General features: G+C 72.4%; 18 protein-coding genes and 1 pseudogene. 4 read left to right on the top strand and 15 right to left on the bottom strand.

Annotated elements, in window-relative coordinates; translation table 11 throughout:
- Positions 1-41 precede the first annotated feature (41 nt).
- The 5 genes and pseudogenes from ACZ4EG_RS07490 to ACZ4EG_RS07470 form a co-directional block, all read right to left on the bottom strand.
- A complete protein-coding gene (locus ACZ4EG_RS07490; RefSeq protein WP_467789902.1) occupies positions 42-419 on the bottom strand; it encodes a gas vesicle protein GvpO in 378 nt (125 codons plus the stop codon).
- A 51-nt stretch (positions 420-470) separates the two neighbouring features.
- Positions 471-1,315 (bottom strand): annotated as a pseudogene (ligD, locus tag ACZ4EG_RS07485) (non-homologous end-joining DNA ligase LigD).
- A gap of 17 nt (positions 1,316-1,332) precedes the next feature.
- Positions 1,333-3,198, bottom strand: a complete 1,866-nt coding sequence (locus tag ACZ4EG_RS07480) for a transketolase (protein ID WP_467789901.1) — start codon at positions 3,196-3,198, stop codon at positions 1,333-1,335.
- The gene (locus ACZ4EG_RS07475) at positions 3,195-4,571 is read right to left on the bottom strand and encodes an NAD(P)/FAD-dependent oxidoreductase (RefSeq protein WP_467789900.1); all 1,377 of its coding nucleotides are present in this window, start codon (positions 4,569-4,571) and stop codon (positions 3,195-3,197) included. The genes ACZ4EG_RS07480 and ACZ4EG_RS07475 overlap by 4 nt, the downstream gene beginning before the upstream one ends.
- 114 nt (positions 4,572-4,685) lie before the next feature.
- Positions 4,686-5,066: a phage holin family protein gene (locus ACZ4EG_RS07470; protein WP_453556195.1), complete on the bottom strand. Its 381-nt coding sequence runs from the start codon at positions 5,064-5,066 to the stop codon at positions 4,686-4,688.
- A 129-nt stretch (positions 5,067-5,195) separates the two neighbouring features.
- Here ACZ4EG_RS07470 and ACZ4EG_RS07465 point away from each other — a divergent pair, with 129 nt between their 5' ends.
- Positions 5,196-5,543, top strand: a complete 348-nt coding sequence (locus ACZ4EG_RS07465) for a VOC family protein (RefSeq protein WP_467789899.1) — start codon at positions 5,196-5,198, stop codon at positions 5,541-5,543.
- A gap of 24 nt (positions 5,544-5,567) precedes the next feature.
- Here the strand turns inward: ACZ4EG_RS07465 and ACZ4EG_RS07460 are convergent, their stop codons facing one another.
- Positions 5,568-7,562, bottom strand: a complete 1,995-nt coding sequence (locus ACZ4EG_RS07460; protein WP_467789898.1) for a DUF5107 domain-containing protein — start codon at positions 7,560-7,562, stop codon at positions 5,568-5,570.
- Between the two features lie 197 nt (positions 7,563-7,759).
- Here ACZ4EG_RS07460 and ACZ4EG_RS07455 point away from each other — a divergent pair, with 197 nt between their 5' ends.
- The gene (locus ACZ4EG_RS07455) at positions 7,760-8,107 is read left to right on the top strand and encodes a DUF6204 family protein (protein ID WP_453556204.1); all 348 of its coding nucleotides are present in this window, start codon (positions 7,760-7,762) and stop codon (positions 8,105-8,107) included.
- Here the strand turns inward: ACZ4EG_RS07455 and ACZ4EG_RS07450 are convergent.
- The 9 genes from ACZ4EG_RS07450 to ACZ4EG_RS07410 form a co-directional block, all read right to left on the bottom strand.
- Entirely contained in the window at positions 8,079-8,630 is a 552-nt protein-coding gene (locus tag ACZ4EG_RS07450) for a GNAT family N-acetyltransferase (RefSeq protein WP_363294695.1), read from the bottom strand. The two genes, ACZ4EG_RS07455 and ACZ4EG_RS07450, sit on opposite strands and share 29 nt — an antisense overlap.
- Positions 8,631-8,690: 60 nt before the next feature.
- On the bottom strand, positions 8,691-9,614 hold the full coding sequence (locus tag ACZ4EG_RS07445; RefSeq protein WP_467789897.1) for a S66 peptidase family protein: 924 nt from the start codon (positions 9,612-9,614) through the stop codon (positions 8,691-8,693).
- Positions 9,611-11,563 carry a S9 family peptidase gene (locus ACZ4EG_RS07440; protein WP_467789987.1) on the bottom strand — a complete coding sequence of 651 codons (1,953 nt, stop codon included), beginning with the start codon at positions 11,561-11,563 and terminating at the stop codon, positions 9,611-9,613. The genes ACZ4EG_RS07445 and ACZ4EG_RS07440 overlap by 4 nt, the downstream gene beginning before the upstream one ends.
- A 17-nt stretch (positions 11,564-11,580) precedes the next feature.
- Positions 11,581-12,885, bottom strand: coding sequence for a M20/M25/M40 family metallo-hydrolase (locus tag ACZ4EG_RS07435; RefSeq protein WP_453556213.1), 1,305 nt, complete (start codon positions 12,883-12,885; stop codon positions 11,581-11,583).
- Complete coding sequence (locus ACZ4EG_RS07430; RefSeq protein WP_467789896.1) at positions 12,878-13,711, bottom strand: M55 family metallopeptidase; 834 nt, start codon at positions 13,709-13,711, stop codon at positions 12,878-12,880. Before ACZ4EG_RS07430 ends, ACZ4EG_RS07435 begins: the two co-directional genes overlap by 8 nt.
- Positions 13,712-13,794: 83 nt before the next feature.
- Complete coding sequence (locus ACZ4EG_RS07425; protein ID WP_467789895.1) at positions 13,795-14,526, bottom strand: class I SAM-dependent methyltransferase; 732 nt, start codon at positions 14,524-14,526, stop codon at positions 13,795-13,797.
- Between the two features lie 137 nt (positions 14,527-14,663).
- The gene (locus ACZ4EG_RS07420; RefSeq protein WP_467789894.1) at positions 14,664-17,171 is read right to left on the bottom strand and encodes a SpoIIE family protein phosphatase; all 2,508 of its coding nucleotides are present in this window, start codon (positions 17,169-17,171) and stop codon (positions 14,664-14,666) included.
- 136 nt (positions 17,172-17,307) lie between these two features.
- Positions 17,308-19,734: an MFS transporter gene (locus tag ACZ4EG_RS07415; RefSeq protein ID WP_453556225.1), complete on the bottom strand. Its 2,427-nt coding sequence runs from the start codon at positions 19,732-19,734 to the stop codon at positions 17,308-17,310.
- 172 nt (positions 19,735-19,906) lie between these two features.
- On the bottom strand, positions 19,907-20,350 hold the full coding sequence (locus ACZ4EG_RS07410; protein WP_390707084.1) for an SRPBCC family protein: 444 nt from the start codon (positions 20,348-20,350) through the stop codon (positions 19,907-19,909).
- Between the two features lie 168 nt (positions 20,351-20,518).
- On the opposite strand from ACZ4EG_RS07410, the gene ACZ4EG_RS07405 reads away from it, so the two are divergent.
- Complete coding sequence (locus ACZ4EG_RS07405; RefSeq protein WP_467789893.1) at positions 20,519-21,574, top strand: Rv2578c family radical SAM protein; 1,056 nt, start codon at positions 20,519-20,521, stop codon at positions 21,572-21,574.
- A 135-nt stretch (positions 21,575-21,709) separates the two neighbouring features.
- On the top strand, positions 21,710-23,263 hold the full coding sequence (locus ACZ4EG_RS07400; RefSeq protein WP_467789892.1) for an alpha/beta hydrolase: 1,554 nt from the start codon (positions 21,710-21,712) through the stop codon (positions 23,261-23,263).
- Positions 23,264-23,329 lie beyond the last annotated feature (66 nt).

Below are 23,329 nucleotides of genomic sequence, written 5' to 3'. Positions count from 1 at the left end.
CCTCCTCGTGCTGGGAAGTGTTTTGGTCGCGGGCGGCCCGACTAGCGGCCGCCCGGCCTGTGTGCTTCGGCTCGCCCCCGCTCGTAGCGGTGGGTCCTGCGATATCCGGTGAGCTGACCGCCGGGGTCGAGATCGACCTGGTAGCTCGCCATCAGGCTCATCGTGTCGGGCACGCGGGCGAGTTCGAGGACCTCCACCTCCAGCGACCAGCCGTCGTCCGTCTGCTCGAAGGACGACACGGACTCGGCGGCCATACCCGTCAGCTCGGCGAGCTGGGCGCGCGCCTGGCGGAGCACCTCGACGCGGCTCGGCCGATTGTCCTTACGGTGCGTGTCGGTGGCTTTGCGCGACTCCTGGGAGTCGTGTACGTTCCGTGACGGCTTGGCATTTTCTGTGTCTCTTGTGTTCGTTGTGACCACCTCCTGCACCGGGTGGCCATCGAAGCGTGGACCAAACCTTGACGAGCGCTATCAATCGCGCAGTGCCCGAAGTCGGCGCCGCGCCGGTCCCAGCGCGCGTCCCCGCCTCAGCACGCCCGCCCAGGGGTCGGTCCGTGCCTGGTCGGCGGCGTCCTCGACGGTCCAGCGGCGTGGGCCGAGGTCCGGGTCGTCGAGCTGTTCCCAGGAGACTGGCACCGCGACCGGCGCGCGGCCGGGCGCGGATGCCGAAGGGGGCGACGGCGGTCTGCGCGTAGGCATTGCGCTGCACGTCGAGGTGGAGCCGGTCTCCGCGGTCCTTCTTGCGGGCCGCGGTGGTGAGCCGGTCGGAGTGCTCGGCGCCGAGCAGCTCGGCGGCCTCTCCGGCAAAAGCGCGCACCTCGTCGAAGTCGTGACGCCCGTCGACCGGCATGACGACGTGCAGTCCGCGCGATCCTGTCGTCATGAGCACCGAAGGGAGCTTCAGCTCGTCGAGCAGTTCGCCGAGCCACCGGGCCGCCTCGCGCACCGCGCCGAAGTCGTCGTCGGCGGGGTCGAGGTCGAAAAGACCATCCGGTCCGGCCGGTGCGGGCGGCCGGTGCGGGAGAGTCGGCGGTGGAGGGTGAGACAGGCCTGGTCGGCGAGGAAGACGAGGGTGGCGGCGGCGTCGCAGACGACGTGTGTGACCGTGCCGCCCTCCTTGACCACCTCGGCGCGGATGATCCACTCCGGGTAGCCGTCGGGAACGTTCTTCTGCAGGAACCTCGGGCCGTCGAGGCCGTCCGGGTACTGCTCCAGCATCAGGGGGCGGCCGCGCAGGTGCGGCAGCTTGAAGCGGGCGACGGCCCGGTGGTACTCGATGGGCGGTGGGCGGGCACCGTACGGCGGCCCGTCCGCACCCTCCGCTCGTCGTCGCTCAGCGTACGACCGCCTCCTCCACCAGCAGGCGTCCGGCCGCCGCGATCGCCTCGGCGTCGATGCCCGCCGCGTGCAGCTGCTGGTCCGGCGCGGCCGAGCCCGGCATCGTACGGACGGCGAGGCGGACCAGGCGCGGCACGGGCCTGCCGTCGGAGAACGCGTCGAGGACGGCGTCCCCGAGGCCGCCCTCCTCGTGGTGGTCCTCGACGGTGAGCAGACAGCCCGTCTCCTCCGCCGCCTGCCGCAGCGTGTGCCGGTCGACCGGCTTGACGGAGTACAGGTCGACGACCCTGATCCGGATGTCCTCGGTCTCCAGCGAGTCGGCCGCGGCCAGCGCCTCGTGGACGGTGACCCCGGCCGCGACCACGGTCAGCCGGTCCTCTTCGGAGGAGCGCAGCACCTTGCTGCCGCCGACCGGGAACTCCTCGTCCGGGTGGTAGACGACCGGGCTCTCGCCGCGCGTGGTGCGCAGATAGCGGACGCCGTCCAGGCCGGCCATGGCGCCCACGAGCTTCGCGGTCTGGTTGCCGTCGCACGGGTAGAGCACGGTCGAGCCGTACACCGCCCGGAACATCGCCAGGTCTTCCAGGCCCATCTGGGAGGGCCCGTCCTGACCGATCGCCACACCCGCGTGCGAGCCGACCAGGTTGATGCCTGCGCCGCTGATCGAGGCCATGCGCACGAAATCGTAGGCGCGCGTGAAGAAGGCGGCGAAGGTCGAGGCGAACGGCATCCAGCCGCGCGCGGCGATGCCGACGGCGCAGGCGACGAGCTGCTGTTCGGCGATGTAGCACTCGAAGAAGCGGTCGGGGTGCTCCTTGGCGAAGTACTCGGTACGGGTGGAGTCGCCGACCTCGCCGTCCAGGGCGACGACGTCGCCGCGGGCGGTGCCGAGCGCGGCGAGCGCCTTGCCGAAGGCGTCCCGGGTGGCGACCTTGTCGCCCCTGTCGTAGCGCGGGAGTTCGAGCGACTCGGTGCCGACGGAGTGCGGCATCCGGGCGCCGGGCGGCTCCTGTACCCGGACATGGAGATCGCGCGGACCGCCCAGCTCGGCGACCGCCTCCTGCGGGTCGGGCAGCGGCTTGCCGTGCAGGCCCTCGCGGTCCTCGACGGAGGCGACGCCCTTGCCCTTGAGGGTGCGAGCGAGGATCACGGTGGGCCGCCCGCTCGTGGACTCGGCCTCGCGGTAGGCGCGGTCGACCGCCTCCAGGTCGTGGCCGTCGATCTCCACGGTGTGCCAGCCGAAACCCTGGAAGCGCCGCGCGTAGGCGTCCAGGTCGTGGCCGTGCCGGGTGGGGCCGCGCTGGCCGAGCCGATTCACGTCCACGATCGCGATCAGGTTGTCCAGGTGCTCGTACGACGCCTGCTCGGCGGCCTCCCAGATGGAGCCCTCGGCCAGCTCACTGTCACCGCACAGCACCCATACGCGGTATTCGGTGCGGTCCAGCCGCTTGCCGGCCAGCGCGATACCGACGCCGACCGGCAGGCCCTGGCCGAGCGAGCCGGTGGCCGTCTCCACCCAGGGCAGCCGCCGTGACGTCGGATGCCCCTCAAGGCGGCTGCCGAGCCTGCGGAAGGTGAGCAGCTCGGCGTCGTCGACGACGCCGGCCGCCTTGTACATGGAGTACAGCAGCGGCGAGGCATGCCCCTTGGACAGCACGAGGCGGTCGTTGCCCGGGTGGGACGGGCGGTCGAAGTCGTAGCGCAGATGGCGGGCGAGCAACACCGCCATCAGGTCGGCGGCGGACATGGACGACGTCGGGTGCCCGGACCTCGCGGCAGCGGCGGCCCGCACACTGTCCACCCGCAACTGCTGGGCGACTTCGGCGACTTCGGCGAGTTCGGCTGGTTCGGCGGTGTTCATGAGTCTCCTTCCGCGGGGATGTCGGCGCGCTTCACTGGGCCGGGGGCGAGGTGGTGCTCCGGACCGCCGGGCACCCGGGCCAGTTCCGGAGAGGCTGTGTCGAGGGGCACGGACCAGGACCGGACGAGCCCCAACTGGGTTCCCTGGGGCGGCAGTACGGCGTCCAGGAGCCAGTCGGCGGCGACGCGGACGCGGTTGGGGACGGCGGGCAGCGCCGCGAGGTGGTAGCCGCGGGTGACCGCGGCGGCCGGCAGACCGGACAGGGGCACGCCGAGCGGGTCGGCGGCGGCCTCGGTGCCGCCCAGATCCACCACGAAGCCCAGGTCGCGATGGCGGTACGGGCGGCTTTCACCGATGCCGAGCGACGCGGCCACATTGTTCGCGGCGACCTTTCCCTGCCGCCAGGCGTGCTGCGCCGTCATCGGCGTGAACGTCCCGGGGTTGGTCAGATCGGGCACGGCGGCCGCGTCCCCGCAGGCGAACACCCCTGCCCCGCCGGGCACTTGCAGGTAGGGGTCGACGATGAGCCGGCCCCGCTCCAGCGGCCGCCCCGTAGCCTCGACGAGCGGATCGGGCCGCACGCCCACGCACCAGACCAGGGACCGCGTCTCGACGAACTCGCCGTCGCTGAGCAGGACTCCGTCATGGGTGGCCTCCTTCACGGAGGTGCCCGTGCGGACCTCGACGCCCCGCCGCCGCAGCACGCGGCCGGCGGAGATCGAGAGCCGCTCGTCCATCCCGGGCAGCACATGCGGCGCGACGTCCAGGAGCAGCCAGCGCGGCCGCACCCCGGCCGGCAGCGTATGCCTGCGCGCCAGATCCATGGTGAGCAGCTGCATCTGCGCGGCCACCTCGGTACCGGTGTAGCCGGCGCCGACCACCACGAAGGTGCACCGGGCCGCGGCGCTCTTGGGGTCGTCGGAGGTGGCGGCGAGCTCCAGCTGCCGGGTCACGTGGTCACGCAGGTACAGCGCCTCGGGCAGGCCGCGGAAGCCGTGCGCGTGCTCGGCGACGCCGGGGACCGGCAACAGCTTGTTGACACTGCCGACGGCGAGCACGAGCCGGTCGTAGGCCAGGGTGCCGACGCCGCCCTCCGGGTCCGTGTAGTGCACGGTGCGCCCGTCGAGGTCGACGTGGCCCGCCTCGCCCAGCACCGGCCGCACATCGCGCAGGGTGCCGCGGAGGGAGACGGTGACCCGGCGTGGCTCCAGGATGCCCGCGGCGACCTGGGGCAGCAGGGGGAGATACAGGAAGTAGTCGGTCGGGTTCAGCAGGGTGACATCGGCCCGCTGCCTGGTCAGCCGGGAGAGGATGCGGGCCGTGCGGTACCCGGCGAAACCGGCGCCGACGATCACGATGCGGGGTCGACTCACGGTACGCCTCCGGCGGTGTGGCTCGTCCGAGACATACCGCGTCCCCCTGACCGGGGCGCCCAAACGTGCGCACATCAGGGCCCCGGGCGGTGCGGGCGAGGCACCCGGCCGGTCTCACGCCCGGTGGTGCGGCGCCTCGGGGTCGGTGCCGGGCCAGCGCGGCGGCTCCGACGGCTTGGGCGGGTGGGGCGTCGCGTGCGGGTGGCTCGGCCTGGCCATGCCGCGCAGCGCGTAGGCGATCACGCCGAGGATCGCCGCGGTGATCAGAGCCGCCGCCCAGCCCGGCAGGCCGGTCGCGAGGGCCAGCCCGAGGGCGAGGGCGAGGGCACCGCCCGCGTACAGGGCTACGGCGCCGGACGCGCCGTACAGCATGGCCGTACGGCGCTGCTTGCGCGTCTGCTCGCGCAGCTCGTCGCGCACGGTCTCGCGTGCCACCTGCGCCAGCTCGTCCACCAGCTCTTTGTCCAGGTGTTCAAGGTGATCCAAGGGCTCCATGCGGCTCCGGGTACCCCTGCCCGGGGGGCCGTAACGCGGCCGCCGGGCGCGCGGTCGTCGCGCCGTCCTCGCGCGGTCGATCCGCCGAAGCGATCTCCTCCCGGGACCACCGGAACTAGGCTCGTGCGCATGGAGATTCTGGGCGCCTCGCTGCGCATCTGCGTCGACGACCTCGAAGCCGCGGTCCCCTTCTACGAACGCCTCGCGGGCAGCAGAGCTCTCCGGTCCGGGCGCGGTGGCGTCCAGGTCGCCGCGGTCGGCTCCTTTCTGCTGATGAGCGGCCCTGAGGCCGAGCTGGAGGTGCTGCGCAAGGTGGCGGCGACGATAGCCGTCAAGGACGTCGAGGACGCCCATCGGACGCTGACCGAGCTGGGCGCCCGTATCGTGGCGGGGCCGGTCGCGACGCCGGCGGGCCGCAATCTGATCGCGATGCATCCCGACGGGGCGATCTTCGAGTACGTGGACCACGGGGGCTGAGCCCCACCGGCGCCCCCGGCCGGGTCAGGGCGTGTCTGGGCGCATACGGAAGTCGTGGCGGCCGGGCAGCGGATCGTCGCCGAGGCGGGCCCACAGCCGGCTGATCGTCTCGTCCCCCTCCCGCAGGTCGGCCACCTCGAAGCCGTCGTCGAAGACGGCCCTGGCCTCCTCGCGCCGGCCCTCCACGAGCAGCAGCTCGGCCTCCAGGAGCCGGAACCGGCCCCGCTCGCGGACGGCCGGGAGCAGCCGCTCCCACACGGCACGCGCCTCGGCCGCTCGCCGGACCCTGAGCAGTGCGTGCAGGGTCTCGCGGCCGAGCGCGGCGGTGGCGGCCGTCCACAGGCCGCCGTCGTCGCGCCGCTCCTGGCACAGGTCGTCGAATGCCTCGGCGTACCGGTCGGCGGCCCGCTCGTGGTGGCCGGACTCCTGGTCGGCCACGGCCAGACAGCGCAGCAGCGGCCACAGCGAGGGCGCGAGCGGCAGGGCGCGCTCCCAGCTGCGCACCGCCTGCGCCCGGTCGCCGGAGTGCCACTGGGCGACACCGAGGTGGTACTCGGTGAGCGGGGTGGCGGGCGCGGTCTCCAGCATGTCCCGCCAGTGCGGGGCGACGAGCGTCTGGCCGGGCGGCCGCACCCGGCGCGGTTCGGGCAGGGACCCGGAGCGCAGCAGCTCCAGCCAGGGCGTCTGGGCATCGCCCAGCGTGGCCTCGTCGAACGGAGTGCCGGGCAGCTTCAGATCGCCGCGCAGCACCTCGAGCGCGCCCCAGCCGGATCCGGTGGCGAGCCGCTCGCCCGGTTCGGTGTCGGCGCACGGCTTCCAGGCCGCGTACGCGGCATCGACGTCCGCCCGTGGCAGGGCCGCCTCCAGCCGTGCCTCCGCCGTGCGCAGCACCGCGGGCCACTCGCCCTGCGGCGGCGCGTCGAACGGCCCGTACGCCTCCAGCCAGGACACCTCGCTCTCCGCCTCCAGCCGCACATGTTCCAGCTGGGTGCGGGCGAGCCCGGCCTGGATCTCGCAGTAGCCGCCGGTGCCGGGTTCGGTGAGCCACTCCTGCCAGCGCCGGCCGCCGGGCTCCGAGCCCCACACGAACAGCTTGCGGCCGCGCAGCGCATCGGTCGAGGTCTGCACCAGCCCGTGCCCGTCCGCGTCGAGCGCGGCGATCCAGCGGCGCCGGCCGTCCGGCACCTCGTAGAAGTAGTCGGCGGCGTAAGGGCTGTTGAGCGGGTACGTGCGGTCGATGCCGTCGTACGAGGGGACCGGGACCCGGCGCAGTCGGCGCTCGTATCCGGTGGGGGTACCGCCCACGCCCTCAAGGCAGTGGGGGAGCCAGGCCTCCTCGGCCGGGGCGAGCACCCGACGCTCCTCGGGCACGGCGATGTTGGACCACCAGTAGGCGGGCACGGGCCGCTCGTGGGGGTTGCGGATCCGGACGCCGACGTACAGGAAGTCGGAGCCGTCGGGCAGCCACAGGTCGACCTGGAAGGGCAGGTCGCGCAGTCTCTCCCACTCCCACAGGCGGAGCATCTCGCCGCCGTCGGGGGCGGGGACGCGGGCGGCGTGCAGGGGTGCGCAGGAGAGGGTGGTGTGGCCGGTGGCGCCGGTGTTCCACTCGATGCCGCCGGAGTACCAGGCGCCGTTGAGGGCGAAGTTCGCGGGCTGGAACACCGGGTTGCGGTAGAGGAGTTCACGGCCGGACGGCAGCTGGACCAGCGACACGACGCGGCCGCCGAGGCCGGGCAGGACCGTGGCGCGCAGCCGGTCGTTCTCGATCACGAGTGCGTCGACGGCACGGGGCTCGCGCACTCTGCCGTACCCGTCCCGGACGCGCACGGGCAGCAGACTGCGCAGCGGCTCGTAACCGAGCTGCCGGGCCATGTCCCGGGGCAGGTCCCCCCGGTCGCGGTCCTCGATGCGGTGGACCTCGTCGAGCGGCCGCAACGGGGGCAGCGGGTTGTCCGTCCCCAACTCCGCGGCGGGCAGCGTCAGTACGTCACGTCGGATCGTCGTCACGATCACCATGGAACCCGCCGCCCGCCGAACCGGCCAGGGGACGTAACGGTCAGGTTTCCGCAAAGGCCGCCACGAGGCCAGGCAGAAGGCCGCCACGAGCCCGGGGGCGGAGGGGGCGTCGGGCGCCGTGAAATTCCGGGTGCGGGTGCGTCCCGTCGACGTACAGTCGGTCGTCCATCGGTATCGGCAAGGGACGGAACGGCGCAATGGGCGAGCAGCACACCTACCGGGTCATCGTGCGGGGCACCTGGGACGGGCTGAGCGACGAGAGCCGGGAGCGGCTGCCGGCCGAGGCGGCCGAGCACGGGCTGACCAGCATGCGGTTCACCGAGGAGGGCACGCTGTCGTACGAGGCGTCGCCGCTGAAGCACTTCTCGATGCGGTACGTGGTGGTGTCGGACGCGGCCGACGGCGAGGAGATGGCGGGGGCGATCGCCGAGGACCGCGCCGAGGCCACGCTGCGCGGCCTCGGCCACGGCTTCACGGGTCTGAAGTCGACGGTCACCGACCTCGACACCATGAAGATCAACCGGAAGCCCGCATCTCGGCGGTGATCGCCCACCGCTCGTGGTCCCGCCAGGCGCCGTCGATGTAGATCATGTCCGGCGAGAAGCCCTCGTGCCGGAAGCCGGCGCCGCGGGCGAGGGCGATGGAGGCGGCATTGCCGGGCTGTGCGTTGATCTCCAGCCGGTGCAGCCGCATCGGTCCGAAGGCATGGCCGATCACCAGGTCCAGTCCCTCGCGCATCAGCCCGCGCCCGGCCGCGTGCGCGAAGGCGCCGTAACCGAGGGCGCCGCACTGGAAGCCGCCCCCGACGATGTTGTTGATGTTGATGAACCCGGCGATGGCCCCGCTGTCCTTCTCGCAGACCAGGAAGCCGGCCTTGGTCGGGTCCTCGATCAGCCGCCCCGCGTAGGCGGCGTACGCCTCCTCCGTGGCCGGCGGGAACAGCCACGGGTGGTGCAGGTCCTTGCTCTCCCGGGCCCGGGCCGCGAACTCCGGACCGTCGTCGTAGGTGAAGTGGCGTATACCGACGCGTGGGCCTTCGGCGAGATAGCGGGATGCGGTGTGCGGCATCTCGCCACCCTACGGCCTGGCCGAGGACCCCGCCGCCGGACGCGACCTTCCGGGTGAGGGTCAGCGCAGGGCGGGCTCGTCCAGCGTCAACGTGCCCGCGTCCGCGTCGAGTTCGGCCGCCGACCCGAACGGGATCGTCGACGCCCCCTCGCAGTGGCCGAATCCGAACTCCTCCAGCACGGGCACCCCGAGGCCGCCGAGCCGGTCGGCGAGCACGGCCCGCACCCGCTCATGGGGCCCGCACCCGCTCCAGGACCCGAGCCCGATCCCCGCGACACCGTCCAGCCAGCCGGTGCGCAGCAGTTGGGTCAGCAGCCGGTCGAGGCGATACGGCTGTTCGCCGACGTCCTCGATCATCAGCAGCCCGCCCCGGGCACCCGGGTGGGCGTGGGGTGTGCCGAGGTCACTGGCGATCATGCTCAGACAGCCGCCGAGCGTGACCCCCCGGGCCCGCCCCGGCACGAGGGCCGTGCCGCGGGAGGTCAGGGTGCGGACCGTCTCCGGGGCGAAGAGCGTGGCCCGCAGATGCTCGCGCGCCCGCTCGTTCTTGATGAAGTCGACACCGGCGGCCGCCGGGCCGTGCAGGGTGACCAGGCCCAGCCGGGTGGCGAAGGCCTGGTGCAGGACGGTGATGTCGCTGAAGCCCACGAACACCTTGGGCCCGGCGGCGCGCATCGCCTCCCAGTCGAGGAGGTCGACCATGCGCTGTGCGCCGTAGCCGCCGCGGGCGCAGAACACGGCGTCCACGGACGGGTCGCACCAGGAGCGCTCCAGGTCCGCGGCGCGGTCGGCGTCGGCGCCCGCCAGGTGGCCGAGGTCCTCGTGCACGTCCAGGACGTGGGGGGCGACCACCGGTTCCAGGTCCCACCCGCGCAGCAGGTCGAGACCGGCCTGCAGGCGCTCCTCGGCGACCGGTCCGCTGGGAGCGACCACGGCCACCCGGGCGCCCGGGGCCAGCCGGGACGGCCGTCGGAGTCGTTTCACTTGGCCAGCTCCAGCTTCGGCACTCCGGGCGGGTTCAGCCCGAACACCTGAGCGTACAGGGAGAACTCCGCCTCCAGCGCGCGCACCATGGTGTCGGCCCGCCGGAACCCGTGCCCCTCCCCCTCGAAGGCGATGTACGCGTGCGGCACCCGCCGCCCCTCGATACGGGCGAGGAAGCGCTCGCACTGCGCGGGCGGGCAGATGACGTCGTCCAGGCCCTGGAGCAGCAGGAAGGGCGCGGTGAGCCGGTCGGCGTGCTCGACGGGCGAGCGCTGCGCATACCGGCTGGGGACCTCGGCGAGCGGCCCGACCAGGCTCTCCAGGTACCGGGACTCGAAGTCATGGGTCTCCCCGGAGCCCCAGGACGCGAGGTCCAGCACGGGATAGCGGATCGTGCCGCAGGCGTAGACGTCGGTTGCGGTCAGGGAGACCGCGGTGGTCCAGCCGCCGGCGCTGCCGCCCCGGATCGCGAGCCGTGCCCGGTCGGCGGTGCCCTCGTCGGCGAGGGCCAGCGCCACCGCCGCGCAGTCCTCCACGTCCACGACGCCCCACTGCTCGCGCAGCCGCTCGCGGTACGCGCGGCCGTACCCGGTCGAGCCGCCGTAGTTCACCTCGGCGACCCCGATGCCGCGCGAGGTGAAGTAGGCGATGTCCAGGTCGAGCACCAGTGGCGCCCTGCCGGTGGGTCCGCCGTGCGCCCAGACGACGTACGGCGGGAGCTCGCCGGGTGTGGCGACGCAGCCGGGATGGTGGGGCGGGTAGATGTGGGCGTGGACCTCGCGTCCCTCGGGTCCGGTGAAGGAGCGGATCTGCGGCTCGGGGTAGAAGGCGGGGTCCACCGGGTCCTGGTGCGGGGCACCGGTCACCCGGGCCCGGCCGGTCCGTATGTCCAGCTCCACGACCTCGTAGGCGCTGCGCGGGCTGGCGCCGACGCCGACGACCCGCTCCCCGTGCGCCGCGAGTGTGGGCGCGAACTCGGTCCACGGCCCGGCGGCGTCGACGACCTCGCCGGTCTCCGGGTCCAGTATCCCGAGGGCGGTGGTGCCGCGGCCGTGCACGACGGCGATCAGCCCGCTGCGCAGCGGGGCGAACCAGCGGTGGCCGAGCTTCCACAGCGGTCCGCCGAACTCCTCCTCGCGCGGGCACAGAGGTTCGCCGTCGCGGTAGAGGTTCCACCAGCCGCCGCGGTCGCTCGCGTAGAGCAGACGGCCGTCCGCCGACCACTCGACCTGGGCGACGGCCTCCTCGGGTCCCCCGGCCACGGTCCGCGCCCCGCGCAGTGTGCCGTCGTCGCCGATCTCGGCCAGGACCAACTCCGTGCCGTCCCACGGCATCCGCGGATGGTCCCACGCGAGCCATGCGGCGCGCCGCCCGTCGGGCGAGATCCGGGGGCCGGTGACGAACCGGTGGCGTTCCTCGGTGAGTTCACGTACGGCGCCCCGGTCCGCGGCCGCCGATCCGTCCAGCGGCACCGCGGCCAGGACACGGCGCACATCGCCGGGGCCCTCCCCCGTGAACTCCTCCAGCACGCACCACACTTCGCCGCGTCGCAGGTCCAACTGCGGCTCCGCCCAGCGCAGTCCACCGCCCACCGAGGAGACGGGGGTCAGCGGGCGCGGCTCGCCGCCGGGCTCGTACGCGTACAGCCGCTGGTCCGCGAAGTGCGTGAACACCACGAACGGCGCCTCGCCCCGCATGGTCCCGGCCCACGGCCGTCCGCCGTACTCAACGACCCGGCTGCGCACGTTCCACGGGGCGGCCAGGACGGACTCCTCCCGGCCGTCCGCCCGCCTGCGCACCAGCGTCCGCCGGCCGTTCTCCGCGGGCCGCGGCTCGGTCCACCACATCTCGTCCCCGACGAAGTCGACCCACTCGGGGGATCCGTCGTGCGCGGCGGCCAGGGCCGCGTCGACGGGTGAGGGCCAGGAACCGTACGCCAGGGTCCGCACGTCGTCTTCCACCGCCTCTAGGCCGTCCGCAGGAAGCGGTCGAGGACCCGGACGCCGAAGTGCAGCGCCTCGACCGGGACGCGTTCGTCGACCCCGTGGAACATCGCCTGGTAGTCGAAGCCCTCGGGGAGCCTCAGCGGTGTGAAGCCGTACCCGGTGATGCCCAGCCGTGAGAACTGCTTGGCGTCCGTGCCGCCCGACATGCAGAACGGCACCACGTGCCCCTCGGGCGCGAACTCCTGCACGGCGGCGCGCATCTTCGCGTACGTCGGCGAGTCCACCGGGGCCTGCAGGGCGACCTCCCGGTGATGGAACTCCCACTCCACGTCGGGTCCGGTCAGCCGGTCGAGCGTCGCACGGAACTCGTCCTCGCCGCCGGGCAGATACCGCCCGTCCACGTACGCGACCGCCTCCCCGGGGATGACGTTGACCTTGTAACCGGCCTCCAGCATCGTCGGGTTGGCACTGTTGCGGACGGTGGCCTCGACGAGCTTCGCGGCCGGGCCGAGCTTGTCCAGGAGCCGGTCCACGTCGCTCAGGTCCGCCTCGATGCCGTACAGGGCCGCGAGTTCGGTGAGGGAGGCCCGCACGGTCGGGGTGAGCCTGAGCGGCCACTCGTACGCGCCGATCCGGGTGATCGCGGCGGCGAGCCGGGTCACCGCGTTCTCCCGGTTGACCTTGGAGCCGTGCCCGGCCCGCCCGCGGGCGGTGAGCTTCAGCCAGCCGGTGCCGCGCTCGCCCGCGGCGATGGGGTAGATCTGCCGTCCGGTCCCGTCGTGGAAGGTGTACGCGCCCGACTCGCTGACGCCCTCGGTACAGCCCTCGAACAGCGCGCCGTGCCGGTCGGCCAGGAACCCGGAGCCGTCCTCGGCGCTGGCCTCCTCGTCGGCGGTGAACGCGACCACGATGTCGCGCCGGGGCCGTACGCCTTCCCTGGCCCAGGCCCGTACGACCGCGAGGATCATCGCGTCCATGTTCTTCATGTCGACCGCGCCCCGGCCCCACACGACCCCGTCGCGGATCTCCCCGGAGAACGGGTGCACGCTCCAGTCCTCGGCCCGCGCGGGCACCACGTCGAGGTGGCCGTGCACGAGCAGCGCGTCGGCGGACGGGTCGGTGCCCTCGATCCGGGCGACGACGTTGGTCCGCCCGGCGGTGCGCTCCAGCATCGAGGGCTCCAGCCCGGCGCCGGCCAGCTGCTCAGCGGCGTACTCGGCGGCCGGCCGCTCGCGGCAGTCCCCGCCGCCGCGGTTGGTCGTGTCGATCCGGATCAGTTCCGAGGTGAACCGGACGACCTCGTCCAGCGCCTGCGCGTCAGCCATACTGCTCCTCCACCGCGGCCGAGACGATCGTGGTGACCGCCTTGAACGTCCGGATCCCCTCGTACATGGTGCCGCTGGTGTACGCCACCTTCCGCTCCCCGACCCGTGCGACCCCCGGTACGACGGTCGCGGCCTGCGCCAGGTGCTCGGCGTCGAATTCCAGGGCGATGGTGAACGGCCCGCCCCGCACGGGCTCGTGACGCACCGCCAGCGAGGCCGCCTCCTTGGCCGCGGCGCGGATGTCGGCGGCGGTCCTGGCCGGGGTGCGGCACACGGCCGCATACCGCGACACATGGTCCTTGACCGCGACCTTGAGCGCCTCCGGGGCGTAGCCGAGCGCGTCCTCGCAGGCCACGTCGTCGCCGGTGACGAGCACGACGGGCACCCCGTACTCGGCGACGACATGCGCGTTCAGCAGTCCCTCACTGGCCCGTACGTCATTGAGCCACACCCCGGTGATGGAGTTCGCCAGGTAGGTGTGCGCGAGGACGCCCTCCGTGCCGGCGCCCGCGTGGTAGCCGACGAACGCGATGCCGTCCACGTCCCCGTGCTGCACGCCCTCCACCATGGACAGCGACTTGTGCCGCCCGGTGAGCATCCGCACCCGCTCGTCCAGCCGCTCCAGGAGCAGGTTGCGCATGGACCAGTGCGCCTCGTTGACGATCACCTCGTCCGCGCCGCCGTCGTAGAACCCACGCACCGCAGCGTCGACGTCCGAGGTGAACATCGACCGGCACCGCTCCCACTGCGGTGTCCCCGGCAGCACGTCCGCCGGCCAGGTGACACCCGTGGCGCCCTCCATGTCCGCACTGATGAGGATCTTCATGCTCCGTCACGTTACGCGCGAAGGGCGGGGCAGACCAGCAGGCGGGACCCGCGCCCACGGCAGACACCACAGGTCGTGCGCCGCTACGCCACGCTGCCGCGGCCGGCCAGGACGAACCAGCGTGCGGGCAGGTCGATCCGGGTGCCGTCCGCCATGTACTCGGTCTGGGGCAGGGTCGTTTCGCCGCTCGCGAGGATGTCGAGTCCCGCTTCCCCCAACAGCTTCGGAATCTCCTCGTCCGACGCGTCGGCGGGCTTGAGCCCGTGCTGGAACACCCGGCGCAGCTTGGGCGGCGGCCCCGCGGGACCCGCCGCCGCGCACTGCAGCACCTGCCGGGAGTCCGACGTGAGTTCGACGACGAACGCCCGCCCCCGGGCACCGATGATCTCGGCGACCGCTTCGGCCACCAGGGGCCGGGCCGACGGCTCGCTCTGATGCATGACGGCGCGCATGTACACGTTGCTGTCGCCGAGACGGGCGTGCAGCGCGCGCACCGCTTCGGTCTCGGTCAGGTCGAGTTGCTCGAACTCGACGGTGTCGCCACCCGCCGCACGGCGGGCGTGCTCGATGGCGGCGTGCGAGAGATCGACGCCGACGGCCTTCGCGAACCGGGTGGCCAGATACCGCGTCTGGGTGCCGTTGCCGCAGCCGAGGTCGACGATGGCGCGCGCGTCGTCCGCATATTGCAGGAGCAGTTCACTGTGCGGCACCGCCGTCAGTGAGGGGTCGGAGTCCCAGATCGCCTCACCCGGCCCGTCGGAAGTCTCCCGCCAGTAACTCTCCCAGGAATTGCGGTAGTCCGCCGAAATATTCATGTCCGCTCCCCACCGGTCGGTTCCGTGATCGGAGTATCGCGGCGAGCGGGCGCACGGCAAGAGGGGAGCGCCAACCTCCACCCAGAACTTCCGGCCCACGCACGCCCAGGGGCGCACTCTGTTTGGACGCGCGCCCCTCAGGTCCTCCGCCGAGGTGGTGTCAGGGCCTGTTCGAACCACACGGTCTTGCGGTGCCCGGCAGCACTGGCGCCCCACTCTCGGGCCAGGCGGCTGACCACGCGCAGGCCGCGGCCCGACTCGTCGTACACGCCCGCGCCGAGCAGGGTGGGCAGCTCCGGTTCGTCGTCCGTGACCTCGAACAGCAATGCGTCGGTGCGGACCAGCCGCAGCCCGATCCGGGCACCGACCGCGTGCCGTACGGCATTGCTGACGACCTCGCTGACCAGCAGCTCCGCCGTGTCCACCGCGTCGTCGAGGCCCCACTCCAGCAGGCGGGCGCGAACCAGCCGCCGGGCACGTGCCACCTCGCGCGGGTCGCAGGACAGGTGCCACTCGGCGACGTCTTCGGCCGGGATGCCGTTGAGCCGGGCCATGAGCAGCGCGACGTCGTCCTTGCGGCCGCCGCGCGTGTTCAGTGCCCGGATGATCGTGTCGCAGGCGTCGTCCATCGAGGCCGCAGGGTGTGCGGCCGACTCGCAGAGCGCGGCGAGACCCTCGCCGATGTCGGCTCCGCGCACCTCCACCAGGCCGTCGGTGCACAGCACCAGCCGGTCCCCGGGCGAGACCGGCACGACGACGGCCTCGAAGGGGACGCCGCCCACTCCTATGGGGGCGCCGGTGGGCAGGTCGAGCAGTTCGCTGCTGCCGTCCTCGGCGCGTACCAGGACGGGCGGGATGTGCCCGGCGTTGGAGAGCTGGAGCTCACCGCGGATCGGGTCGTACACGGCGTACAGACAGGTGGCGAGGTAGTTCTCGCCGAGCCGTCGGGCCAGGTCGTCGAGATTGCGCAGCAGTTGGGCGGGCGGGGTCTCCATGGCGGCCATGGTCTGCACGGCCGTCCGCAACTGGCCCATCATCGCGGCCGAGTTGAGGCCGTGCCCCATGACGTCGCCGACCACGAGAGCGGTGCGCGAGGCGGGCAGTTTGATGGTGTCGAACCAGTCACCGCCGATCCGCCCGAGCCGGGTGCCGGGCAGATAGCGGGTGGCCACGTCGCAGCCGGCCATGCGCGGGGTGACCTGCGGCAGCATGCTGTCCTGGAGGGTGTCGGCGACGTTCTCCTGGTACGTGTACATGCGGGCGTTGTCGAGCACGAGGCCTGCCCGGGCGGCGAGTTCGGCGCCCGTGGTCCGGTCCATGTCGTCGAAGGCCGCACGGTCGAGGCGGCGCATCAGCACCATGAAGCCGAGTACGACGTTGCGCGCCTTGAGCGGGACGATCAAGAGCGAGCGTCCGTTGATCAGCGGCCTGAGGTCGCGCTTCTCGAACTCGCCGGAAATACGGTTGCCCAGTTCCTCGGTGACCCTCTCGATGAGGACCGGTTCGCCGGTGACCATGCACTTGTAGAACGGGGTGTGCTCGGGGAAGGCGAAGGTCTCGCCGACCGGCACGGTGTCGTCCCAGCGTCCGGGCTCGTCGTTGTGCTCGACCCAGACCCGGTGCATCACGGTGGTCGCGTCGGGCGGGCCGTCCGGGAAGCCCTCGCCCGCCAGGACCGCCGAGCGCAGATGGGTGCCGGCGAAGTCGGCGAAGCGGGGCACGGCGGCGCTGGTGACCTCGCGAATGGTCTCGCCCAGGTCGAGGGAGGAGCCGATGCCGGAGCTGACCTCGTTGAGGAACTCCAGCCGCTCGCGCACGGCGGCGTACTCCAGCTCGTGCTCGGCGCCGGCCGGGACGACGACCGCCGTCCCCTCCCGCGGCACGGACTCGGTACGGCTGCGTCCGGCGCGTCGGGGCACGCCCCAGTCGGGTGTCACCGGCACCCGGTCGTACTGGCTGAACTCCATGACCGGGTAGCCGAGTTCGAGCACCTGGGAGACGATGCGGCCGCTCAGGCCGGGGCCCATGTTGGGCAGGATCTCGGGCAGCCGCCGGGCGAGTTCGTCGAACGCGGGGAGCTCGGTGTAACGGGCGAAACCGGGTGAGATCCGTTCGGCGGTCTCCGCGTCGTAGCCGCGCTCGGCACGCAGGCGCGCCGCGTCCGCGGCGAGCACCAGGAGCCGTGCGGGCCCCGGGCCGACCAGCGGGTAGGCCCACCACAGCACGTCGAGCCGCCGGTCGTCGTGCCCGGAACCCGGGTCGTCCTGTGCGGGCCGTTCGCCGTCCCGCTGGGAGAGCCGGGCCCGGCCCGCCGTCGCGTAGGCGGTACGGCCGCCGAGCGAGGCCTCCAGATCGGGTCCCAACCCGTCGTAGGCCTCGTAGGGTCCGGAGGAGTCCAGCAGCGGTTCGGCCTGAAGGCCGTCGGGCAGTGCGCCGGAGACCGGCAGGAGATCGCCGGCGGGACGCCCCACGGCGTCCTCCCTGGTCACGCCGAACAGCCGCCTCGCGCCGCTGCTCCAGTGGGAGACCAGCCCGTCGCGGTCGACGACGACCACGGCCAGCGGGATGCGCCCGGCCGCGGTGCCCGCCGCGCCGTCCCCAGCTCCGCGGCTGGGAGGTGTGTCCCTCTCGGTGCCACGGTCCATGGCCAAGGCCCTCTCTCCCCACGGCTCCGCATAGATCTGTGCCGCCCGCCACTACCGTACGGGGACGGCTCGTCGCGATGTGTGGCAATCCTGGAATTGGTTTCACTTGATCGCCCGGGGCGCGCCCGATGGTGCGTCAGTCCTCGTGTCCCAGCTGGAGATCTCGCTCCGTCCGTCCTCCGCCGGCCACCTGGAGCACGGTGGCAACCGGCGGGTAACCGGCCGCGATGACGGTGTATTCGCCGGAGGAGAGGTCGACGAACCGGAACGTTCCGTCGGCACCGGTGGTGAGCGTGTCCACGACGTTCCCGGCCGCGTCCAGCAGGGTCACGCGCGCGTCCTCGACGGGCCGTCCGTCGCCGGCCCGCACGGTGCCGCGCAGCAGGGCACCGCCCGCGAGCTCCACGTCCTGCCGGGTCTCCCGGGAGGCCTGCACGCTGACGGGGAGCGCGGCGGGCCGGAAGGCGGGCGCGCTGGCGGCGAGGGTGTACTCCCCGGCCACCAGCTCGCCGATGACGTACCCGCCCTCGCGCCCGGTGCGGGTGCTCGCCACGACCTCGCCGTGGACGTTGGTGAGCGTGACGGCGGCGTCCCGCACGGGAGCGCCGTCCGCGGTCAGCACGGTGCCCGCGAGGCGTCCGGCGCCGCCGAGGACGACGTCGAGTTCGACGGGCCGCTCGCCGACGGTCACGGACACCGCCTGCGGCTGGTGGCCGCCCGCCGCGGCGATCAGGACGTACGCCCCCGAGCCGGGCGTGGACAACGCATACCGGCCGTCCTCCCCGCTCGCGCCGCGCCCGATCTGCTGTCCCGCCACGTCGATGAGGGTGAGCGCGGCCCGGGGCACCACGGTTCCGTCGGAGTGCTGCACCGTGCCGCAGACGGGGACTCCGGCGGCGTAGGGCGAGCGAAGCGAGATGGGGGTCCCCCCGGCCGAAGGCTGGGGGCGAGCCTGCGGGATCGGGGCGTTCACCGGTGCGGCCTGCTGGTGGGTGGCGGGGGCGTTGTGGGACACCAGCGGTTTCTCCTTGAGGAAGAAGGCGATGAGCAGGCCGAGGCCGAGCACCGGGACGAGGTAGAGGAAGATCCGGGGCATCGCGTCGGCGTAGGCGCGGACGTAGGCGTCGCGCAGCTCCGGGGGCAGCGCGTGCACGAGCTGCGGGGTGAGGGACTCCGGGTCGGGGAGCCGGGCGCCCGTGTGTGCGGGCAGACGCCGGTGCAGGGCGTCGGCGAGCCGGTCGGCGAAGAGGGTGCCGAAGACGGCGGCGCCGACGCTGCCGCCGATCTGCCGGAAGTAGTTGTTGGCGCTGGTGGCGGTGCCGAGGTCAGCGGGGCGCACGGAGTTCTGCACGGCGAGGACCAGCACGGGCATCACCATGCCGATGCCGGCGCCGAGGACGGCCATCCAGATGCTGTAGTGCAGCCGGGGCGTGTCGACGCCGAGCCGGGACAGCAGCCACATGCCGGCGACCGAGAGCAGGCCGCCGAGGACCGGGAAGAGCTTGTAGCGGCCGGTGTGGCTGATGAGCTGTCCGGCGAGGATCGAGGCGCCGACGACACCGGCCATCATGGGCAGCATCAGCAGGCCCGACTCGGTGGCCGAGGCGCCGTCGACCATCTGCAGGAAGGTGGGCAGATAGCTGGCGGCCCCGAACAGTGCGACGCCGGTCACCAGGCCTGCCAGACCGGTGACGTTGAAGACGGAGTCCTTGAACAGCCTGAGGGGGATGAGGGGTTCGGCGGCGCGCAGCTCGGCCACCAGGAAGAGGACGGCGGCGGCCAGCGCGCCCGCGCCGAGGCCGAGGATCTGCCGCGAGTCCCAGGCGTACTCGGTGCCGCCCCAACTGGTCAGCAGGACCAGGCAGGTGGACACCGCGGCGAGCAGCAGCGCGCCGACGACGTCGAGGCGCGCCCGGACCTCTGGCTTGGGAAGCTTGAGCACCACGGTGACGACGGCCAGGGTGAGCAGGCCGAAGGGCACGTTGACGTAGAAGCACCAGCGCCAGGAGAGATGGTCGGTGAAGTAGCCGCCGAGCAGCGGGCCGGCGACGGAGGCGAGGCCGAAGGCCGCGCCGATGAGGCCCATGTAGCGGCCGCGCTGCCGGGGCGGCACGATGTCCGCGATGATCGCCTGCACGCCGATCAGCAGGCCGCCCGCGCCGATGCCCTGGACCGCGCGGAAGGCGATCAGCTGGTCCATGCTGCGGGCGCGGCCGGCGAGCGCCGAGCCGATCACGAAGACGGCGATCGCGAACTGGAAGACGCCCTTGCGGCCGAGGAGGTCGCCCAGCTTGCCGTAGACGGGCAGGCCCACGGTCGCGGTGAGCAGATACGCGGTGATCGCCCAGGACATCCGGTCCAGGCCGTGCAGTTCACCGACGATCCTGGGCAGCGCGGTGGCGACGATCATCTGGTCGAGCGCCGCCAGGAGCAGGGCGAGCATCAGCCCGCAGAACACCAACCGGACGCGGCGCGGGCGAAGTCGGGCCGCGGGCCCGGGGAGCGGGACGGGGTCGTCCGAAGGTGCCACGGCCGGTTCGTCCTGCACCAGCGTCCCGCCCACGTACCGCTCCCCTCGTCGCGCTGCCGCACGAATTCCGCGTAAATCCACGCGTAAATCGACAACTGCGAGCAAGCGCGACGAGTTACGGCCACTCAGGGCGGCGAATCGGAGATCCACTCGAACCGGTGAGGGATCAACCCGCCTTCCCTGCTTGTCGTTTGGCCCCTTTGGGCTACTTCTCGACCTCGGTGGCGAGCTTGGCGAGGACCGCGTCGTAGATCCGGCCGAGGCCCTTGGGCGCGAACGTCCGCTCGAAGAAGCCGCCGATGCCGCCGGCGCCCTTCCAGGTGCTGGTCACGACGACCCTGCACCTGTCCTCACCGGCGGGGGTGACGCGCCAGGTGGTGACCATGGAGGAGTTGCGGTCCTTCTCGACCAGCTCGCCGTCGGTCGGCTCGCTGACCTCCAGGAGGCAGTCGCGGACGCGCTTGCTGGTGGCCTGGAGCTTCCAGTGGACGACGGTGCCCTCGCCGTCGCCGCCCTCGCGCACCTCGTACTCGCTGAAGTGCTCGGGCAGCAGCCGCTCGCGCGTGCCGCTGTAATCGGCGAGGGCGTCGAACACCTTCTCCGCGTTCGCCGCGACGACCCGCTCCGTAGTGGCCTCGACCTGCGCCATTGACTTCCTCCAGGACCTGAGTTCTCGGGGTTGGGCAAAGCCAACCACCCCGGTCCCCGGCCGCCCAAATCGGGGTGCCTCCGGCTGTCCGAAGCGATCGGAAAACACCCTTGCACGATCATGCGAACAGGTGTTCTATTCTGTGCGCAGTACTACCGAGGAGGTGTCATGCGCTGGGAGAACCTCACAGTGGAGTCCGAACACGGCCGGGCCGCCGACGCCGCGCTGTTCGGCGCGGACGCGGTGACCACCCGCACCTTCGACACGCCCGAGTTCCGCGGGATCACCTTCCACGAGATCCGGGCCCGCTCGATCCTCAACCGGGTGCCGGGCGCCTCGCGCATGCCGTTCGAATGGACGGTCAATCCGTACCGGGGCTGCACGCACGCGTGCGTGTACTGCTTCGCGCGCAAGACGCACAGCTATCTGGACCTCGACACCGGGATCGGCTTCGACACCCAGATCGTGGTCAAGGTGAACGCGCCGGAACTGCTGCGCCGCCAGCTCGGCTCGCGCCGCTGGCAGGGCGAGCACATCGCGATGGGCACGAACGTCGACTGCTACCAGCGCGCGGAGGGCCGCTACCGCCTGATGCCGGGCATCGTCTCCGCCCTGCGCGACCACGCGAACCCCTTCTCCATCCTGACGAAGGGCACCCTGATCCTGCGCGACCTCGACCTGCTGAAGCAGGCGGCCGAGGTCACGGACGTCGGCATCTCGGTCTCGGTCGGCTTCACCGACCCCGCCCTGTGGCGCACGGTCGAGCCGGGCACACCCGCGCCCGAGCGGCGTCTGGAGGTCGTGCGGACGCTCGGCGAGCACGGCCTCGGCTGCGGGGTACTGATGGCGCCGGTGGTCCCGTTCCTGAGCGACGACCCGGCCCAACTGCGCGCCACGGTACGGGCGATCGCGGCCGCCGGGGCCACCTCCGTGACCCCGCTGGTGCTGCATCTGCGGCCGGGGGCCCGTGAGTGGTTCATGTCCTGGCTGTCGGCGCACCATCCGCATCTGGTGCGCCGCTACGAGCGGCTGTACGCGGAGGGCGCCTACGCGCCGAAGTGGTACCAGCGCCGGATCACCCGTCAGGTCCATGAACTGGCACAGGAGTACGGCATCGGCCCCACGCGCGCGGGGATGCCACGGCGGATCCGGCCGCCCGAGCCCGCACAACCCACACCCCCCGGGGCCGGAATGTCCGAACCGACCCAACTCACTCTGATCTGAGAGCGTTCGAGGGCAACATCCAACCCAATTGGGTCAATTATTGCCATAACATGTTCTTCCGGGCTCCCACTCCGGGACGATGCGGCGAGGACCGTGGCCCTCGCGGTCCGCACACCCTGCGTCCCGGGAGGACCCATGGGAACACGCGCAGCCGTGCTGTGCGCTGCCGCGGTCGTGCTGGCCGGTTCGTTCACCGCCGTCCCCGCGCAGGCGGCCCCGGCCGCGAAACTCACCTGGAAGAAATGCGGCACCGCCGACTATCCGACGCTCCAGTGCGCCTCCGTGAAGGTGCCGCTCGACCACACGCACCCGTCCGGACGACAGATCACGCTCGCCGTCTCGCGTATCCCGCACACCGCCAAGACGTACCAGGGCCCGCTGCTGGTCAACCCCGGCGGTCCGGGGGCCAGCGGGCTGATGCTCGCCGGGTTCGTGGCGTCCGCGCTGCCGAAGACGGTGGCCGCGCAGTACGACGTCATCGGCTTCGACCCGCGCGGCGTCGGAGCGAGCACCCCCGCCCTGAACTGCGAGCCGGGGTACTTCAAGCCGGTGCGCCCGGACTCCGCTCCCCGCACGGCCGCCCTCGAACGGGCGGGCCTCACGCGCGCAACGGGGTTCGCCGCCGCCTGCGCCAAGAAGTACGCGAGCGTCCTGCCCTTCATCGACACCGTCAGCTCCGCGCGGGACCTGGACTCGATCCGGCAGGCGCTCGGCGCGAAGAAGATCAACTACCTCGGCTACTCGTACGGCACCTACCTCGGCGCCGTCTACGCCAAGCTGTTCCCGGAGCGGGTGCGCCGCCTGGTCCTGGACTCGATCGTGAACCCCAAGGGCGTCTGGTACGACGACAACCTCGCCCAGGACCACGCCTTCAACGACCGTCACCGCGCTCTCATGGCCTGGATCGCCAAGTACGACTCGACGTACCGGCTCGGCACCGATCCGGCGAAGGTCGAGGCCAAGTGGTACGCGATGCGGGCGGCGCTCGCCAAGAAGCCGGCCGGCGGCAAGGTCGGGGCCTCCGAGCTGGAGGACACGTTCATGCCCGGCGGCTACTACAACGGCTACTGGCCCTACCTGGCCGACGCGTTCGCGGCGTACGTGAACCACAAGAACCCGGACCTGCTGGTCGCGTTGTACGGCAAGCTCGCCGCCGTCGACTCCGTGGGCGAGAACAACTACAGCGTCTACGCCGCGGTCCAGTGCCGTGACGCCTCCTGGCCGCGCACCTGGGACCGGTGGCGCGGGGACGGCTGGGCGGCGTACGAGAAGGCGCCCTTCATGACCTGGAACAACGCCTGGTACAACGCACCGTGCGCGTTCTGGCCGACGGCCTCGCTGAAGCCGGTGAACATCGCCAACGCCCAGCTCCCGCCGACGCTGCTCTTCCAGGCGACGAACGACGCGGCCACCCCGTACGAGGGCGGTGTCACGACCCACCGTCTGCTGGTCGGTTCCAGCCTGGTGGTCGAGGACGGCGGCGGGAACCACGGCGTCACCCTGAGCGGGAACAACTGCCTGGACAAGCACCTGGCCACGTATCTGACCAACGGCAAGGTCCCGCGCGGCACCGGCGAGGCCGACGCGGTGTGCCGCAGGACACCGGACCCGATGCCGCTGACCACCAAGACGGCCTCCACCTCCTCCGGCGGCTCGGCCTTGCACGGTCTGCTCGGCGTCCGGCACTGATTCCAGGGGTCGTTGCAACACAGGTGATCAACTGGCCACGGCCAGGAGCCTGACGAGGCGCTCGGC

The sequence above is a fragment of the Streptomyces sp. NPDC025638 genome, from assembly GCF_055558775.1.
The sequence above is the reverse complement of the archived record's forward strand: the minus strand, read 5'-3'. Positions and strand labels throughout refer to the sequence as shown.